Annotated in this window: 12 protein-coding genes; 4 read left to right on the top strand and 8 right to left on the bottom strand. The window is 38.6% G+C overall.

All coding sequences use genetic code 11. The annotated features are described in order from the left end of the window. Positions 1-102: 102 nt before the first annotated feature. Positions 103-1,137, bottom strand: coding sequence for an N-acetyl-gamma-glutamyl-phosphate reductase (argC, locus tag AEA09_RS02950; RefSeq protein WP_053584583.1), 1,035 nt, complete (start codon positions 1,135-1,137; stop codon positions 103-105). Positions 1,138-1,553: 416 nt separating this feature from the next. Beyond that, entirely contained in the window at positions 1,554-3,275 is a 1,722-nt protein-coding gene (gene acsA / locus AEA09_RS02945) for an acetate--CoA ligase (protein ID WP_053584582.1), read from the bottom strand. Between the two features lie 352 nt (positions 3,276-3,627). Between acsA and AEA09_RS02940 the strand changes: the two genes are divergently transcribed. The 3 genes from AEA09_RS02940 to AEA09_RS02930 are packed head-to-tail and all read left to right on the top strand — an operon-like array spanning position 3,628 to position 6,092. After that, entirely contained in the window at positions 3,628-4,260 is a 633-nt protein-coding gene (locus tag AEA09_RS02940) for a GNAT family N-acetyltransferase (protein ID WP_053582425.1), read from the top strand. 24 nt (positions 4,261-4,284) lie between these two features. Next, positions 4,285-4,932, top strand: a complete 648-nt coding sequence (locus tag AEA09_RS02935) for an acetoin utilization AcuB family protein (protein ID WP_053582424.1) — start codon at positions 4,285-4,287, stop codon at positions 4,930-4,932. Next, the gene (locus AEA09_RS02930; protein WP_053582423.1) at positions 4,929-6,092 is read left to right on the top strand and encodes an acetoin utilization protein AcuC; all 1,164 of its coding nucleotides are present in this window, start codon (positions 4,929-4,931) and stop codon (positions 6,090-6,092) included. The genes AEA09_RS02935 and AEA09_RS02930 overlap by 4 nt, the downstream gene beginning before the upstream one ends. Positions 6,093-6,199: 107 nt before the next feature. On the opposite strand, the gene ccpA is transcribed toward AEA09_RS02930, so the two are convergent. Together ccpA and AEA09_RS02920 are read right to left on the bottom strand one after the other, a co-directional pair. Beyond that, positions 6,200-7,204 (bottom strand): catabolite control protein A, encoded by a 1,005-nt coding sequence (ccpA, locus tag AEA09_RS02925; RefSeq protein ID WP_053582422.1) that lies wholly within the window; start codon positions 7,202-7,204, stop codon positions 6,200-6,202. Positions 7,205-7,460: 256 nt separating this feature from the next. Continuing rightward, positions 7,461-8,546 (bottom strand): bifunctional 3-deoxy-7-phosphoheptulonate synthase/chorismate mutase, encoded by a 1,086-nt coding sequence (locus tag AEA09_RS02920; protein WP_053582421.1) that lies wholly within the window; start codon positions 8,544-8,546, stop codon positions 7,461-7,463. Positions 8,547-8,719: 173 nt separating this feature from the next. Between AEA09_RS02920 and pilM the strand changes: the two genes are divergently transcribed. Beyond that, the gene (pilM, locus tag AEA09_RS02915; RefSeq protein WP_053582420.1) at positions 8,720-10,876 is read left to right on the top strand and encodes a cell division protein FtsA; all 2,157 of its coding nucleotides are present in this window, start codon (positions 8,720-8,722) and stop codon (positions 10,874-10,876) included. A gap of 260 nt (positions 10,877-11,136) precedes the next feature. Here the strand turns inward: pilM and AEA09_RS02910 are convergent, their stop codons facing one another. From AEA09_RS02910 to AEA09_RS02895, 4 genes are all read right to left on the bottom strand, one after another. Continuing rightward, the gene (locus tag AEA09_RS02910; protein WP_053582419.1) at positions 11,137-11,640 is read right to left on the bottom strand and encodes a YtxH domain-containing protein; all 504 of its coding nucleotides are present in this window, start codon (positions 11,638-11,640) and stop codon (positions 11,137-11,139) included. A gap of 284 nt (positions 11,641-11,924) precedes the next feature. Continuing rightward, positions 11,925-12,431, bottom strand: coding sequence for a DUF948 domain-containing protein (locus AEA09_RS02905; protein WP_053582418.1), 507 nt, complete (start codon positions 12,429-12,431; stop codon positions 11,925-11,927). A gap of 109 nt (positions 12,432-12,540) precedes the next feature. Next, positions 12,541-13,854 (bottom strand): UDP-N-acetylmuramate--L-alanine ligase, encoded by a 1,314-nt coding sequence (gene murC, locus AEA09_RS02900; protein ID WP_053582417.1) that lies wholly within the window; start codon positions 13,852-13,854, stop codon positions 12,541-12,543. Between the two features lie 232 nt (positions 13,855-14,086). Next, entirely contained in the window at positions 14,087-17,158 is a 3,072-nt protein-coding gene (locus AEA09_RS02895; RefSeq protein WP_053582416.1) for a DNA translocase FtsK, read from the bottom strand. Positions 17,159-17,192: the final 34 nt, after the last annotated feature.

The following is a 17,192-nucleotide window of genomic DNA, read 5'->3' as shown; positions in this document are numbered from 1 at the left end:
AAACTCCTCCTTGGGTTTTATCAATTACGCCTCGGCGTTTACTGCAGAATGAAGATAGAATAAGAGAAGCACACAGCAATCTGCGGCGTGCTTAATAATTTTTTAAATAAATAATGGTACGACATCTAACCCTGTCGTTTGTGGCAAATCAAATTGAACGTTCATATTTTGAATGGCCTGCCCTGCTGCTCCTTTGACTAAATTGTCAATGACGCTGACGATCGTAGCCCGGTTCGTACGGCTATCTACTTTAACGAAAATATCGCAATAGTTCGAACCCTTAACACGATTTGTAGCTAATCCATTTGCATCTGAAATGATTCGAACGAATGGTTGCTTTTCGTATTTTTCTTGTAAACAAGCGACTAATTGTGCCTCTGTAACCCCCGGCATAACCGGTGCATAAGCTGTCGATAAAATCCCACGCGTCATCGGCACTAAATGCGTATTAAAAGAAATCGTTGCATCGATACCAGCAAACATAGAAATTGCTTGCTCAATTTCCGGTATATGCTGATGCGTATTTGTCTTATAAATCGAGAAGTTATCGTTTGCCTCACTGTAATGAGTTGCTTGTGATGGCTTATTACCCGCGCCAGAAATACCACTTTTGGCATCAACCACTAAAAAACTCGGATCAATTAATCTATTTTTTAATAATGGTAACAAAGAGAGTAGAACAGCTGTTGGATAGCAACCAGGATTCGCAATCAAGGGTGCATGCCTTACATTCTCTGCGTTCCATTCTGTTAAGCCGTAGACGCTTTTAGCAATAGCCTCAGCAGGTGCTGCTTTTTTTCCGTACCATTGTTCATAGCTTGCTAAGTCCTTTAAGCGGAAATCCCCTGACAGGTCAATTAGCTTCGGACCTTTTCCTATAAGTGGCGGTAGTAGCTCACTTGTCACACCTGATGGGGTACTTGTAAAAACTACATCAAATTGCTCTAAAGCATCATAATCAATTTTTTGTAATGGTGTATCCGCAATATTGATTAAATGTCCAAACTTCGAAGAGAATACAACGCCCTCTTCTGAAGATGTAAATAAATCAATCTGCTCAACTTCTTGATGATTATGTAAAAAACGGATTAGCTCTAATCCACCGTATCCTGTTGCGCCAATAATTCCTACTTTCATTGCATTCACCTCAAAAGTAATAAGATCAAATTCACCAAGGCTATAATCCTGTTCAGCCGACACTTCATTTTCTCCATAGAAAACGTTTTGGCATCCGCTGAATAAAAAATTAAAATCTAATTGCTTCTCACCAACGATGAAAGTGAGAAAGTCCTGTTGAATTAAGTTAAAAATAGTATACGTCTGCATAATTATTAAGTCAACTGTATTTTTATTTATTTTCTCAATAATCTATCAAAATATTTTTCTCCTATAAAAGTAAGTGCTTTATTCATCGTACAATAAAAAAATAAGGTGGGAATTCTTTCGGTAACCGAATGAATCTCCACCTTATTTTTATGCTCTTTTTGTATAGATAATCATTATACCTCGGTGTAATTTTATTTAGTTGGTATTTGAACGCCTACTGAATAAAATTAATCTTCCATTGTAGACAGATCACCTGCTGGTAAATTTAGCTCCCATGCTTTTAACACACGTCGCATAATTTTACCACTTCTAGTTTTCGGTAACTTATCTTTAAATTCGATTTCACGAGGTGCAGCATGTGCAGATAAACCTTTTTTCACGAAGTTTCGAATGTCTTCGATTAGTTCATCAGATGGCTCAACGCCCTCACGTAATGATACAAATGCTTTTATAATCTCACCGCGCACTGGATCCGGCTTACCAATTACACCCGCTTCAAGTACATCTGGATGCTCTAGTAATTTGCTTTCAACTTCGAATGGTCCCACACGTTCGCCAGCCGTCATAATTACATCATCTACACGACCTTGGAACCAGAAGTAACCTTCATCATCCATATAAGCTGAGTCGCCAGATACGTACCATTCACCTTTTAAGAAATACGATTCATAACGCTCTGGATTCCCCCATATTTGACGCATCATTGCAGGCCAACCACGACGTATTGCTAAATTCCCCATTGTAAATGGTGGTACTTCATTACCCGAATCATCAACAATTGTCGCATGCACACCTGGTAATGGTTTACCCATTGACCCTGGTTTAATATCCATACTTGGATAATTACAAATCATATGCGCACCTGTTTCTGTCATCCACCACGTATCATGGATACGATGTCCAAGCTCTTCAAATCCCCAACGAATTACTTCAGGGTTTAACGGCTCTCCAACAGATAATACATGTCGCAGCGAAGAAAGATCATAGTTTTCTAAAATACCGCTACCTGCTCCCATTAACATACGGAACGCAGTTGGTGCACTATACCAAACCGTTACACTATAATCTTCAATTGCTTGATACCAAGCTTGTGGAGAGAATCGTCCACCGACTATTAACATTGTCACACCGTTTAACCATGGTCCAAAAATACCATAAGATGTTCCTGTAACCCAACCTGGATCTGCTGTACACCAGTAAATATCATCATCACGTAAATCAAGTACCCATTGTGTTGACTGATACTGTTGTAACATCGCATTATGCACATGCAGAACGCCCTTTGGTGTACCTGTTGACCCTGAAGTATAGTGAAGAATCATACCATCTTCACGATCTACCCATTCAATGTCGAACTCTATTGATGCTGCTTGTAAATGTTTATTAAAGTCTAGAATTTGCTCTGACTCTTCAATGTCATCCCCTACAAGGAAAACTCTTTGCAAGTTCGGTAGTTTGTCTAGTGGCACACGACCGATAAGTTCTGGTGTTGTCACCAATACTTTAGCATCACTATCCGATAAACGGTCATATACTGCACCTTCCATAAATGCTTCAAATAATGGTCCTACAATAACACCCATTTTTAATGCACCTAAAAGAGAGAAGTAAAGCTCTGGTGAACGTGGCATGAAAATAAACATCCGGTCACCTTTTGCTAAATCTGTTGATGATTTTAAAACGTTCGCGGCTTTATTTGTCATTTTTTTCATTTCATTGAATGTATAGGCCTCTTTACGTTTCCCATCATTATAGTAAAGCGCAACTTTGTTTTTTCGGTATGTCTCAGCATGACGATCGATTGCCTCGTACGCCATATTGACATTACCTGTCTCATACCAACTAAATCCTTTTTCTGTTTCCACCCAATCATGAGTTGCAGCTGCAACCTCATAATTTGGTAAATTGTACTGCATTGGTAAAGCTCTTAATTTCTCCATCGTTTTCATCCCCATGAAACTACCCCTTTCTTTACATTCGCCTCAACATATGAATCTACAGATTTTCAACCGTCCTCACCAGGACATATTCCCCAATAAAATCTGCTTCACCTGTTAAAAGCATCTACGTTATTTCACCTTTGTTATAGAACAGAGTAATCACTACAAAGCATGTGAATACTGAGTAGTTCTATAAAAATCTGTTAAATAACAGTTGCAATATAAATCTATTTTACACGAATTTTCCCAAAATGTCTCAATGTTTTTATTTTTCTAATAATTAAGTTATATTTCGTAAAATTAAGCGTATTTTCGCATAATATCCGTTATAATGGGAATATAAAAGTCAGGTGGTGTATATATGGAACACAAAAAAACTTTTTTTTCTGTTACAAAGGAAACGAAGCATGGTACTGTGTATGTGGAAGGACCTGTTCCTCCAGAAAAATTAGCTGAGTATTCATTCCATGAGGACTTAGTTGCATTTAGACCTCCAAAACAACAACATCAAGCCATCATCGAGATTGCTAGACTTCCAGAAGGACGAATTATTATTATTCGAAACGAGAATACCGTCGTAGGCTATGTCACCTATCTATATCCAGATCCACTCGAAAGATGGGCGGAAGATCCAATCGAAAATATGATTGAGCTAGGTGCCATTGAGGTAATCCCAGCATATCGTGGCACAGGTGTTGGAAAAGCACTATTAGCCGTTTCCTTTATGGGCGACGAAATGGAAGATTATCTAGTACTTACTACTGAATACTATTGGCATTGGGATTTAAAGGGTACAGGCTTGAATGTATGGGATTATCGTAAAATGATGGAACGAATGATGAGCTCGGCTGGCTTTGTATATTTTGCGACTGATGACCCAGAAATCACATCTCATCCAGCAAATTGTCTTATGGCGCGCGAGGGGAAACGTGTACTACCAGAAACAATGGAAAGATTCGACAGGCTACGCTTTAGAAGCCGGTTCATGTATTAAAACCAACACAAAGGGGAAGAGTATATGATCGTTGAAGAAATTATGAATCATGAGCCATACACATTGGCTCCGACAAACACAGTGCGTGAGGCACTTAAAAAGATGCGTGAGAAAAAAGTGCGTCATTTACCAATCGTAGATGAGGAAAATCATGTTCTTGGTGTTATTACTGAACGAGATATTAAAGAAGCATTACCATCCTCACTGCAGGACGAACCAAATTCACCTGTATTTGAAGCAACTGTTGAAGAAATTATGGTGAAAAACCCACTCATTGGGCATCCACTCGATTTTGTTGAGGAAGTAGCACTCACTTTTTATGAATCCAAAGTAGGGTGTTTACCGATTGTATCTGGCGGAAAATTAGTTGGCATCGTAACAACAACAGACTTGCTGTATACATACATCGAGCTAACTGGTGCAACTGAACCTGGGTCTAAAATCGAGATTCGTGTGAATGATACGCCAGGAGTCTTATTTGAAATCACAAAAATTTTCTCTGATCACCATGCAAATGTCCAAAGCGTCTTAGTTTATCCAGATTCTGAAAAGACTCAAAATAGAATTTTAAGTGTCCGCGTTCAAACGTTAAACCCACTAGCCATGATTGAAGATCTGCGTAAAGCAGGTTTCGACGTATTATGGCCCAATTTACCAGGCGTTCCACTATGACGAAAAAATCTGTTTTCGTCTATTCACCTGAGCAACTCGGATACAAATTTTCAGATTCACATCCTTTTAATCATAAACGTTTGACGCTAACAATGGATCTACTTAAAAACATCGGCGCTTTAGATGACGTTGATATTGTGCCTGCTCGTATTGCAACTGATGAGGAACTACTGCTTGCTCATGATTCTAAATATATTGAAATTGTCAAAAAGGCTGGACACGGTGAGTTAACAGAAGCACAAGGCGAGAGCTACGGCATCGGAACGGAAGATACGCCTATTTTCGAGAACATGCATGAGGCGAGTGCACAACTAGTTGGTGGTACATTAACAGCTGTCGACTATGTTATGGAAGGAAAAGCTGAGCATGCACTTAATCTTGGTGGCGGTCTTCATCACGGTTTTCGTGGGCGTGCTTCAGGCTTCTGTATTTACAACGATAGCAACGTAGCGATTCGCTATTTACAGGAAAAGTATAATGCCCGTGTCCTATATGTTGATACCGATGCACATCACGGGGATGGAGTACAGTGGAGTTTTTACGATGACCCAGATGTATGTACTTTATCAATTCATGAAACTGGACGTTATTTATTCCCTGGGACAGGTAATATTACCGAGCGTGGAAATGGTCAAGGTTACGGTACATCGTTTAATTTTCCAATTGATGCTTTTACAGAGGATGAGAGTTTCCTAGAAATATATGAAAAATCAATGCGCGAAATTTTCGAGTTTTTCAAACCAGATGTTGTATTAACTCAAAATGGTGCTGACGCACACTACTTTGATCCACTGACACACTTATATGGAACGATGAACCTTTATAAAGAAATCCCAAAACTTGCGCATAAACTTGCCCATGAATATTGTGGAGGTAAATGGATTGCTGTTGGTGGCGGTGGCTACGATATTTGGCGCGTTGTTCCCCGTGCCTGGTCCTTGTTGTGGCTCGAAATGACAGACCAAGCAATGCCCTCAGGACCACTACCCCAAGCATGGTTAGACCGCTGGCAACCAGAATCACCTGTACCGTTTATCCCGACTTGGGAAGATCCTAGCCTACTCTATGAGCCAATTCCACGTAAAGCTGAAATAGAGGAAAAAAATGCACAAATGCTCAGCAAAGCACTACATATTATTCGCAATGAAAAACGAGTGTAACGCTACGCCTCACAATTATCGTGAGGCGTTTTTTGTTGCAGAGCGTCTAACATTTACATCGCAACAAAAAACACGTAAATCACTATTAGGAGTTACGTGTTTTTTGTTTATTTACATTTCACAGATTGTCGATGTTCAATACGATAAGGTAAAATTACCGCTTCTTCCTCGACCTTTTCTTTATTCATTAATTTTGTTAGTAAACGCATTGCTACAGCTCCAATATCATAAAGCGGCAATACAACACTTGTTAGTTGTGGGCGTACCATGCGTGCTAATTTCGAGTTTTCGAAACTAATCACTTCTATATCTTCGGGGACGTTTTTACCAACATCCTGCGCACCGTGAACTAGACCAATAGCTAGCTCATCACTACCAGCAAAAAATGCTGTTGGTGGGTTTTCTAATAACGCTAAAGTTTCCCATGCTTCTAATCCTGAGTCGTAGCTAGATTCTTCAGCCACAATCAATGATTCGTCAAGAGTCAATCCAGCATCTTGTAATGCTTTTTTATAAGCCTCTAATTTAAATTTACCATTAATTGTGTACGTAAGCGGCCCTGTAACGAAGCCAATACGAGTATGTCCATTATCTATGAGTAACTTAACCGCCTCATAAGCTGCCTCAAAATAATCAATATTAACTGTAGCCATTGTTTGGGTTTCATCAACTGAACCCGCTAATACAATCGGTACAGGTGAATGGTCCATCGATTGTTGCATCTTTTCTGTTACTTCATCGCTCATCATGACAATGCCATCTACTTGTTTACCCAGCATTGTATCGAGAAGTTGTAACTCTTTATCTTCATTTTGGTCTGAATTGGCTAAAATGATATTGTAGCGATACATCGTCGCAATATCCTCCACACCACGTGCTAGCTCCGCATAAACATTGTTTGCAATATCGGGAATGATCACGCCAACTGTTGTTGTTTTCTTACTTGCAAGTCCTCGCGCTACTGCGTTTGGACGGTATTCTAATCGCTCAATTACTTCTAATACTTTTTTTCTCGTTGCTGGCTTTACATTTTGATTGCCATTGACTACACGAGAGACTGTTGCCATTGAAACATTCGCTTCACGTGCAACATCATAAATTGTAACAGTCATCGTACGCGCCTCCCTTTTCCTTTATATAGCCTTATCATACGATAATTTTAATATTACTTTCAATAATAAGTACATATAGGACTTGAATTTCCGAGCGAAAATAGACCTATTCTAGACATTTTTTTGTCACTAAACAAGAAATGCAGACTCTTTCACTCTCGTAAGGATCGTGCTCGATCCTAAATATTGAAAAATCTTACTTATCATTACATTAACGAGAAAACCGCCTACCAAAATGGCAAGCGGTTTAACATGATTATGCGTGAATTTCATAGTTTTTCATGAATTTTTGTAACGTATCGTAGAATGCATCAAATGTAGGAATATCCATTTGTTGTTGCTGATCAGAAAGTGCTACCGATGGATCTGGATGCACTTCAGCCATTACGCCATCAGCGCCAATAGCAATCGCTGCTTTCGCACATGGAAGTAGTAAATCACGGCGACCAGTAGAATGCGTAACATCTACGAATACTGGTAAATGTGTTTCTTGTTTTAGAATTGGTACAGCTGAAATGTCTAGTGTATTACGTGTCGCTTTTTCGTACGTACGAATTCCACGTTCGCAAAGGATAATATTTTCATTTCCTTTAGACATGATGTATTCTGCTGCGTGAATGAACTCATCAATAGTTGCAGCTAATCCACGTTTTAAAAGAACTGGTTTATTTGTTGCACCGGCAGCTTTTAATAACTCGAAGTTTTGCATATTACGTGCACCAATTTGGATAACATCGATATAATCAAGTGCTTCATCTAGGTGACCTGGTGTCACAATTTCAGTAATAACACCTAAACCGAATTCATCAGATACACGTTTTAAAATTTTCAGTCCCTCTAAACCAAGACCTTGGAAGTCATATGGAGAAGTACGCGGTTTGTACGCACCACCACGGATAAGTTTTTCGCCTTTAGCTTTAATTGATGCTGCTACGGCCGCAACTTGTTCATAAGATTCAACTGCACATGGACCAAATACGAAAGATGGTTTTCCTTGGCCAATTAGCTCACCATTGATATTAATAACAGTATCTTCTGACTTTTTCTTGCGTGATACAAGTAATTCTTTCTTTTTATCAGCCTCTAATTGTTTAAGTGCTGTTTTGAAGATTTGTTTAAAAATATAATCAACCGTCATTTGGTTTAACGGACCGTTGTTATGTTCTTTAATAAGGTCAAGCATGTGACGCTCACGCATTGGATCATAACGATTTACACCTTGTTTTTCTTTGATTTTACCTATTTCATTAACTACAGTTGCACGTTCATTAATTAGACGTAAAATTTCTAAGTTTAATCCGTCAATTTGACTACGTAAGCTTTCTAAATCTTTTTGGCTCATACTTCTTGCTCCTCTCCCCTATGACAGACACTTTCAGAACTCTGAAATGTATGTTACATTTTTAGATATTAGCATTATTATAATCAATGTTGTTCAGAATGTCACGCATTTTTAATTTAGCGCTTCAACTCGCTAAATTATTTTAAGCTATTTCGAGAAAGGAAGCGATTACATTGGGTTCAAAATTATTTGCACTTGATATCGGTACGCGTTCTGTTGTCGGCATTATTTTAGAGGAGGATCATGACCATTTCCACGTGCAAGATATTATTGTAAAAGAGCATAAAGAGCGTGCAATGGTCGATGGTCAAATACATAATGTTTTATATGTAGCAGAGCTAATTAAAGAAATTAAGCATGAGCTTGAAGAGAAACATGGACCACTAGTAAAAGTAAGTGTTGCAGCAGCAGGTCGTTCATTAAAAACGGAACAAGCTAGCGTGAAAATTAATATTCGTAATCGACCTATTTTTACGGAAGAAGATATTAGCCGTCTAGAATTACAAGCTGTTCAACAAGCACAGCAGCAGCTATTACAACAAAAAGAAGATGCAAAAACGAGCCATTATTACTGTGTAGGTTATTCTGTTTTGTTTTATCGCTTAGATGGTGAGGAGATTGGTAACTTACTCGATCAACAAGGGGATGAAGCAGAAATCGAAGTTATCGCAACGTTTCTACCACGTGTCGTAGTGGAATCGCTGATTGCTGCGTTAAAGCGTGCTGACTTAGAGATGGAGGCATTAACGCTGGAGCCTATTGCGGCCATTAACGTGCTCATCCCTCCGACAATGCGTCGCCTCAATGTTGCATTGGTGGATATTGGTGCAGGTACATCTGATATTGCGATTACCGATAAAAGCACTGTTGTGGCCTATGGCATGGTACCAACGGCTGGTGATGAAATTACAGAGGCACTTAGTGATCACTATTTACTAGACTTCCCTGTAGCAGAAACAGCGAAACGTCAACTTCAAACGGATGAAGAAATTTTAATTCAAGATATATTAGGCTTTGACCAATTCTTCCCGAAAGCTGAAGTACTAATAGCAATCGAACATGCTGTGAAACAACTTTCCAAAGCAATAGGCGATGAAATTTTACGTCTAAATAATCAAACTGCACCAAAGGCTGTCATGCTGGTTGGTGGTGGTAGTTTAACACCTGGTTTGAGTGAAAAACTTGGAGAGGTATTAGGGTTACCAGCAAATCGTATTGCAGTACGTGGAGTTGATGCGATTCAGAACTTAACAAGAGAAGAACATATAAAACCTTCACCAGAACTTGTCACACCAATCGGCATCGCCATTGCTGCAAAAAAAATGCCAATTCAATATATGAGTTTAACCGTTAATGACCAAGTTGTACGTCTATTTGAATTAAAAGAAATGACAGTCGGTGATGCTTTCTTAGCTGCAAATATTCGTGCCAAACATCTGTATGGCAAGCCTGGACATGGCCTATCTGTCAGTGTGAATGGACAAGATATTTTCATTCCTGGCGAACACGGACAACCCGCGCAGATTCTAGTGAATGGGCAACCAGCTTCAACGAAATCGGTAATTCAATCAGGTGATGCTATTCAATTAATTGCAGGTCAGGATGGGCAAACTGCAACCGCAACCGTACGAGATTTAATTGATGGAGCTGCAGTTAAAAAAGTGACACTTCAAGATACAATGTATGTTGTTGAACCGAAAATCATCGTGAATGGTAAGCCGTCTTCACTTGATACACTACTAAAGGACCGCGACACTGTTTTATTTGAACCTGCAGAAACAATTGGGGATATTTTTAAATTAACAAATAATATGGATTTACTGAAGAAAATCGAATCATACTTTATTCATGTCGATGGTAAACCATTATATTTGCCGGAATTTTCAGCGTCGCTCTCTAATAATGGCAAGCCTTGTAAGCCTCAATACGCGGTACAAGAAGGTGACATATTATCATTCCAACAAGCCGCGCAACCCTCTGTTCAAATGATTGCCAACCAAATGAATATTCTCTTAGAGGATAAAATTGTCGTGCACTTCCAAAACGAAATTTTGGAACTGACAAAAATGGCGAATGAGGTCCTAGTCAATCATGTTGTAATGTCACCTTTATCTTCGGTGCCAAATGGGGCTACCGTTTCCTTTAAAGAAAAAGATCACAGCCCTTGGATTTATCAAGATGTTTTCCGCTTCTCCAATTGGCAACTACCTACTACGTTTAAAGGCAATTTTACTATTTTGCGTAATAACCAACCCGCTAGCTTCGATATGGAAATATTCGGAGGAGATAAATTAGAGATTTTATTAGCAGAGACACCTATTTCAATATAGTGTTCAAAGTGCTCAATCCTAATTCCTTTTATCATAATAAATTATTTATCATTAACAGTAGTGGATAATATTTTATGAAAGACTGTTATTTATTTCTCTTCGTTCCAGCTGGGCGACTCCTAGAGAATTATCGTTCTAGATGAGACCCCAAAAAGCGCCTAACTGGAACGGAAATCAGCCCCAATTTATAGTGAGTAACCTAAAAAAGGGATGCTGTACGTCATATGTGACGTACAGCATCCCTTTTTGCATTCAGATCATCAAACACGAACTTCCTCAACTTTTTTTTCTACTGCATCTTCAACAGTTTCTGTTACAGCTTCTACGCTGTCTACTACTGCCTCGATCGTATCCTCGAGAGGTTCTTCGCCTTCTAAAGAAACAGTACCATCATCAAAAACAGCTGGCGCTTTCTGTGATTTTAATGTTTTTACTTTCTCTACTAATTGTGTAGATTGTTCTTGAATTTGTTTTGATAGTTGTAACGTTTTATCTTTTGCTGTTGACGAAATATCAGCACTTTTATCTTTTAAATTAACAGCTTGTACAGCCACATCGCTTCGCAATTCTTTTCCTGGTTTCGGTGCTAATAATAAGCCTGCAGCAGCCCCTACAATCCCTCCAACTAATGCGCCAATAACGAAATCCTTCATGTTCACATGCTCCTCTTCATAAATCGATTCTTGTGGACTGTAAAGCTGTGGTAATGAATTTTCAAATTGTTGTTCTTTCACTTCATTAAAATTTGGTTTCTGTGATGTCACGCTACAATTCCTCCCCCATTCTAAAATTCGCCTTGGCGTTTTTACGTCTAGATTTTGAATCATGCAAGTACAATAACCCCTTTCAAAATCTGAAATATCCGCCAAAGGCATATATTTTAGTCAGTTAGCATTTTACCGCTCGCTGATTAAAAATCAATTACGCCTCGGTGTAATTGCGACTAGATTTTGAATTGCGGAATGCACAACTCAAAATCTGTGACATCAGCCGGAGGCTTTAACCTGATACAGTTGGCATTTGGACAATCACTGCATCGGGTTAGAAATTATTTTTTACGACTCCAACTTCTTTTTCTCTTTACTAGTGGTGCTGTATCGCAAGCATTTGCGTCATCTTGCACAGCTTCAAGTGCCTGCTCGATCACTTTGCGTTGTTTCCACTTATCAGCAATTCCCATCGCAACATTACTCCATTGTACGACTTGTGCTATCTTTTCCTCATTTTGCTCAACACTCGATGATATCGATGTCGTAATGCGTTGGACCGACGTATTCAGTCCATTGACAGAATCACCAATTCCTTTGACAGCTTGTACAACGGTATTTAGCTGCTCTGATTTACCTTGAATATCCTCAGCTAAACTATTTGTTTTTGTCAATAAGGACGTCGTTTCACGTGTAATACCTTCCATTTGCCCTTCAATACCAGCTAATGTGCCCGCTAAGCTATTTAGAGTCGTTTTGAGAGAGAATAACGTCATACCGACACTAACACAAAGTACTAAAAATCCAATTGCCGCAATAATCGCAGCAATGTACAAAACTATTTCCATAAATAATCCTCCCACTAGTAAGAATTTACATTACTATTATTTAATACTTTCGACAAAAGACACTGAATCCCTTCCCATTTTTGAGAAAAAACAGCTTATTCCTTTCGGATTAAGCTGTTTCGTTTTCTTGTAATACATTCTCAAAAGCTTCTTGAAATTTGTGAACATCGCCTGCACCCATGAATAAAAATACTGCACCTTCATGCTTCTTAAGCTCTGCAATGCATTCTGTTGTAACCACAGCACTTCCTTCAATAAGTGAAGCTAAATCATCAATCGATAAGGCTCCTTGTTGTTCCCTTGCTGAACCAAAAATATCACATAAATAAGCTGTATCAGCAAGACTTAAGCTTTCAGCAAAGTCTTGTAAAAATGCTTGTGTACGTGTAAATGTATGCGGTTGGAAAATCGCCACTAGTTCACGTTCAGGATACTTTTGTCTAGCCGATTGAATTGTTGCACGAATTTCCGTTGGATGATGTGCGTAATCGTCGATTAATACATTATTCCCAATTTCAGTCTCCGTGAAACGTCTTTTCACACCTTTATATGTGTGTAAACGTTCTTGAATTATTTCTGCCGGAATACCTTCATATTGACAAAGTGAAATCACTGCTAATGTATTTAAAATAGCATGATCACCAAATAGTGGGATAAAGAATGTGCTATAAAATTCATTACGTACAAATACATCAAATGTTGTACCTTCAGTTGTTTTCTCTACATTCCGTGCTTCAAAATCATTTTCTGCTCCAAAACCATAATAAACAACTGGAACATTCGCTTGAATACGCTGTAAATGCTCATCATCACCACACGCAATAATAGCCTTTTTCACTTGTAGTGCAAGCGATTGGAAAGCAGAATATACGTCTTCTATATTAGCAAAATAATCTGGATGGTCAAAATCGATATTCGTCATGACTGCATAGTCTGGATTATACGCTAAGAAATGACGACGATACTCACATGCTTCCATGACAAAATAGTTAGCATCTTCGTGCCCAGCACCCGTACCATCACCAATTAAATACGAAGTTGGCTTATAACCACCAACAACATGTGCCATTAAGCCTGTTGTTGAAGTTTTACCATGCGCACCTGTAATGGCAATCGATGTGTAGTTGCCAATATATTCACCTAAAAACTTATGGTAGCGAATTACTTCTAAACCGATTTCCCTTGCGCGTACGATTTCAGGATGCTCGTCAGGAAATGCATTCCCTGCAATGATCGTCATACCTTCTTTAACATTATCAGCATCAAACGTAAAGATTGGAATATTCCGTTCACGTAACGGCTGTTCTGTAAAGAAATACTTATCAATATCTGAGCCCTGTACTTGTTCACCAGCATCAAATAAGATTTGTGCAAGTGAACTCATCCCAGAACCTTTAATGCCTATGAAATGAAAAACTGTCATTAATTAAACCCCCCGGGAAATACTAAATCCCATCTATCATCTATTATGTGTATCGCATTTATTAATCATACAAATATAGGTAATAATACCTTTACAAGTACAAAAAAATGCGTACTAGTCAAAACATCTTGTCTATTATAGCACTATTTATGCATAAGGATAAATGTGTAACTTTTCCAAAAAAACATTTTTTGTCGAAAGTAAGATAATCCATACTAAATAACATTATTTTTTACTCAAACATAGCAATTAAATCCTGTTCAGTAATATAACTTTCACGTGGCTTGCTACCTCTTGCCTCCGATACAAATCCATTGGACTCAAGCATCTCTATTAGTCGCGCTGCACGGTTAAAACCAATATGGTATTTACGTTGAATGAGTGATGTTGAAGCACCGCCTTGTTCAAAAATAAAGCGACATACATCCTCAAACAAATCATCCTGCTCAGCTGACACCTCTGTTTTTTTCAGAAGCTCCTCTTGATCAAAAATATAATCAGGCTCTCCTTGCCCTCGTACATGATCGATAATTGCCTCAATTTCATCGTCCGTCACAAATGTGCCTTGTAAACGCACTGGCGCAGACATCCCGTTCCCTAAATATAGCATATCTCCACGCCCAAGCAACCTTTCAGCTCCTTGCCCATCTAATATCGTACGTGAATCGATTTGTGACGATACCGCAAAGGCAATACGTGTAGGAATATTCGATTTAATAAGACCTGTAATAACATCTACAGATGGTCTTTGCGTCGCAACAATTAAATGAATACCACAAGCACGCGCTTTTTGTGCGATACGACAAATCGCCTCTTCAACGTCGGCAGGTGACATCATCATTAAATCTGCAAGCTCATCAATTACAATTAAAATATACGGTAACTTTAAGCTATGCTCATTATTTTTATCAGCAATCGCATTGTAACGTGTAATGTCACGTGCACCCGCGTGCGCAAATAGTTGATAACGGCGTTCCATTTCTTCTACGGCCCATTTAAGCGCTGCAGTTGCTGCCTTCACGTCAGTAATGACTGGACTCACTAAATGCGGGATATGATTGAATGGTGCAAGCTCAACCATTTTCGGGTCTATTAACATTAACTTTAATTCATGTGGCGCAGCTTTATATAATAAACTAACCAAAATCGAATTTATACAAACCGATTTCCCCGAACCCGTTGCCCCAGCAATTAACCCATGTGGCATTTTTCGCAAATCAATCGTTACCGGCTTACCTGTTAAATCTAACCCAAGTGCAGCTTCTAGAGGGGAATCAGATTCAATAAAGGAGTTACTATTCGTTACTTCAGATAGGCGCACAGCACGTGATACTCGGTTCGGAATTTCAATCCCAATTGAACTTTTCCCTGGAATCGGCGCTTGAATTCGAATATCCTTCGCAGCTAAAGCTAGCTTTAAATCATCTGCCAAATTACGAATTTTACTTACTTTCGTGCCATGACTTACTGTAATTTCAAACTGCGTAACAGCTGGCCCTTGCATAATTGATTCAATTTGAGCAGACACTTGGAAATGCGAAAGTGACTCGACTAATGTTTGACCTTGCGCTTCCATCCACTCTGTATCTTGCGTTTCTTCTTCAGGTGGCTCTAAAAATTCATCAGCGGGCTTATGATATACTCTCAAAGGCTTAACTGGCTCTTCTATTACTTTTGCTTCTATAACAGGGATTTCGTCGGTCAAAACTACTTCTTGCTGTACTAATTTTTCATTTATTTCTTTAGGTGGCTCCTCTATATCTAGAGTTGGTTCATTAGCAATAACATTAAGCTCTTGTGCAGTTGTATTTAGCTTTTCTTCAACAATCATTGTTGTAGCCGCAATTTCATCTTCTACTACCATCTCAATAGTTGGTCTTTCTAATGTCGCTACTGGTGCCATCGTAATGACGGATACAGCTTCCTTTTCATAATTTGTAGTTGCTTTAGGCTGTGTAAGTTGAACTTCTATAGATGGCATACTAACATTTACTGGTTCAGGATCCTCTATTATTATTTCTTTCCGTTCCGCTGTTTCAACTGGAATTAGTGGAGAAGTAATTATTTGTTTCACTTCTTCATTTACAGAAGGTTCCTCTAACTTTGATTGTTGTCGATTTTTCCATTTTTCTTTATCTGATTTTAGCATTAATACATTAAACGGAATACGACTTCTCTCCCGCTTCGGTGTATATTCTATTGATTGCTCTTCAACATCCCCTTGCAGTCCTGTTTCTGAAGTTATTGGCTGCATAACTGTAACTCCGCCAATATGGAAAGTTGAATTTTCAATTTGTACTTGCTCAACAATTACTTCGTTCACTCGAATGTCAGCTTGATCGGCTGATAATTGCTCCACAGTAAGTTCCTGCTGTATAGCCGCCTTCACTTGATTTTCAAAATCAACCGCAAATGAAGTCGTTTTTGGCACCGTTATTTGCTCATCAGGCGGGCCATCTGGTTCAAGCATATCTTCGAATTCTAATTGATCGAATGTCAGTACCGATTTGTTTACTTCCTCAGTTATAACAGGTATTTTTTCGTTTTCTTGCATACTATTTACAAGTTGCTCTTGCATAGTAATTTGACCTTTTTCTTCTATTATATTTTCAATACCTTCATTTGATGTCGTTTCTTTTCCATGTATTAATATCGAAGTGACTTCTTCTTGTCCTTCCTTACGTTTCTCTAACAATGTTTCAATTGGGCTTGGTTTTGCAAAACCATAAACCGGTGACGGGACATCCGTTGGTACAAAGCGTTTGCGATTCGGTGGTGAACTATTTTCGACAGGTCGTTCTTGTTTTGTAATAGAATCTTGTTTTTTAGGAAATTCTTGCTTTTTAGTAGCTTCTTGTTTTTTAGGGAAGCTTTGTGTATCACGAAAAACCTTCTGTTCCCTCGTGCGAGGTTCTTTTATAGACTGACTACGTGTAATTGTGGTTCTACCTGTACGCTTAGAACGGTTTTCTAATAGCTCGCGAATCCCCGAAATTTCCACATCATAGACACTTGAATCGACTATATGGTTATTTAAGTGCTTTGGTAATGATAAGTCTTCTTGTTGTCCGTAATAAGTATCATCCATTTGATTGAAAGCTTCTTTTTGTTTCGACTGAGTTGAAGCTGCAACTTCTTTGTCTTCTATTATTGGAAAACGAAAAGTTCTTTGTTTTTGTGGTGCCATATAATCAGATTGTTCTTGCTGCGAGAAATCTTGTTCGTCTTCATACTGATCATCATATCTCTCATTATCTTCATTTTTATCTAAGTATTTATTAACTTGTTTTTTAAACCAATTCATGTTAATTCACTCATTTCTGATACACTTCATTTAT

It is taken from the genome of Lysinibacillus contaminans (assembly GCF_001278945.1).
Classification (GTDB): domain Bacteria; phylum Bacillota; class Bacilli; order Bacillales_A; family Planococcaceae; genus Lysinibacillus; species Lysinibacillus contaminans.
This window is presented reverse-complemented; position numbering and strand designations above follow the sequence as displayed.

What these genes read in the sequence shown, in the direction of transcription:
- AEA09_RS02935 (WP_053582424.1), top strand. Translation starts at nt 4,285, where the DNA reads ATGATCGTTGAAGAAATTATGAATCATGAGCCATACACATTGGCTCCG.
- AEA09_RS02895 (WP_053582416.1), bottom strand. Translation starts at nt 17,158, where the DNA reads ATGAATTGGTTTAAAAAACAAGTTAATAAATACTTAGATAAAAATGAA.
- AEA09_RS02940 (WP_053582425.1), top strand. Translation starts at nt 3,628, where the DNA reads ATGGAACACAAAAAAACTTTTTTTTCTGTTACAAAGGAAACGAAGCAT.
- AEA09_RS02930 (WP_053582423.1), top strand. Translation starts at nt 4,929, where the DNA reads ATGACGAAAAAATCTGTTTTCGTCTATTCACCTGAGCAACTCGGATAC.
- AEA09_RS02920 (WP_053582421.1), bottom strand. Translation starts at nt 8,546, where the DNA reads ATGAGCCAAAAAGATTTAGAAAGCTTACGTAGTCAAATTGACGGATTA.
- AEA09_RS02905 (WP_053582418.1), bottom strand. Translation starts at nt 12,431, where the DNA reads ATGGAAATAGTTTTGTACATTGCTGCGATTATTGCGGCAATTGGATTT.
- argC (WP_053584583.1), bottom strand. Translation starts at nt 1,137, where the DNA reads ATGAAAGTAGGAATTATTGGCGCAACAGGATACGGTGGATTAGAGCTA.
- murC (WP_053582417.1), bottom strand. Translation starts at nt 13,854, where the DNA reads ATGACAGTTTTTCATTTCATAGGCATTAAAGGTTCTGGGATGAGTTCA.
- ccpA (WP_053582422.1), bottom strand. Translation starts at nt 7,204, where the DNA reads ATGACTGTTACAATTTATGATGTTGCACGTGAAGCGAATGTTTCAATG.
- acsA (WP_053584582.1), bottom strand. Translation starts at nt 3,275, where the DNA reads ATGAAAACGATGGAGAAATTAAGAGCTTTACCAATGCAGTACAATTTA.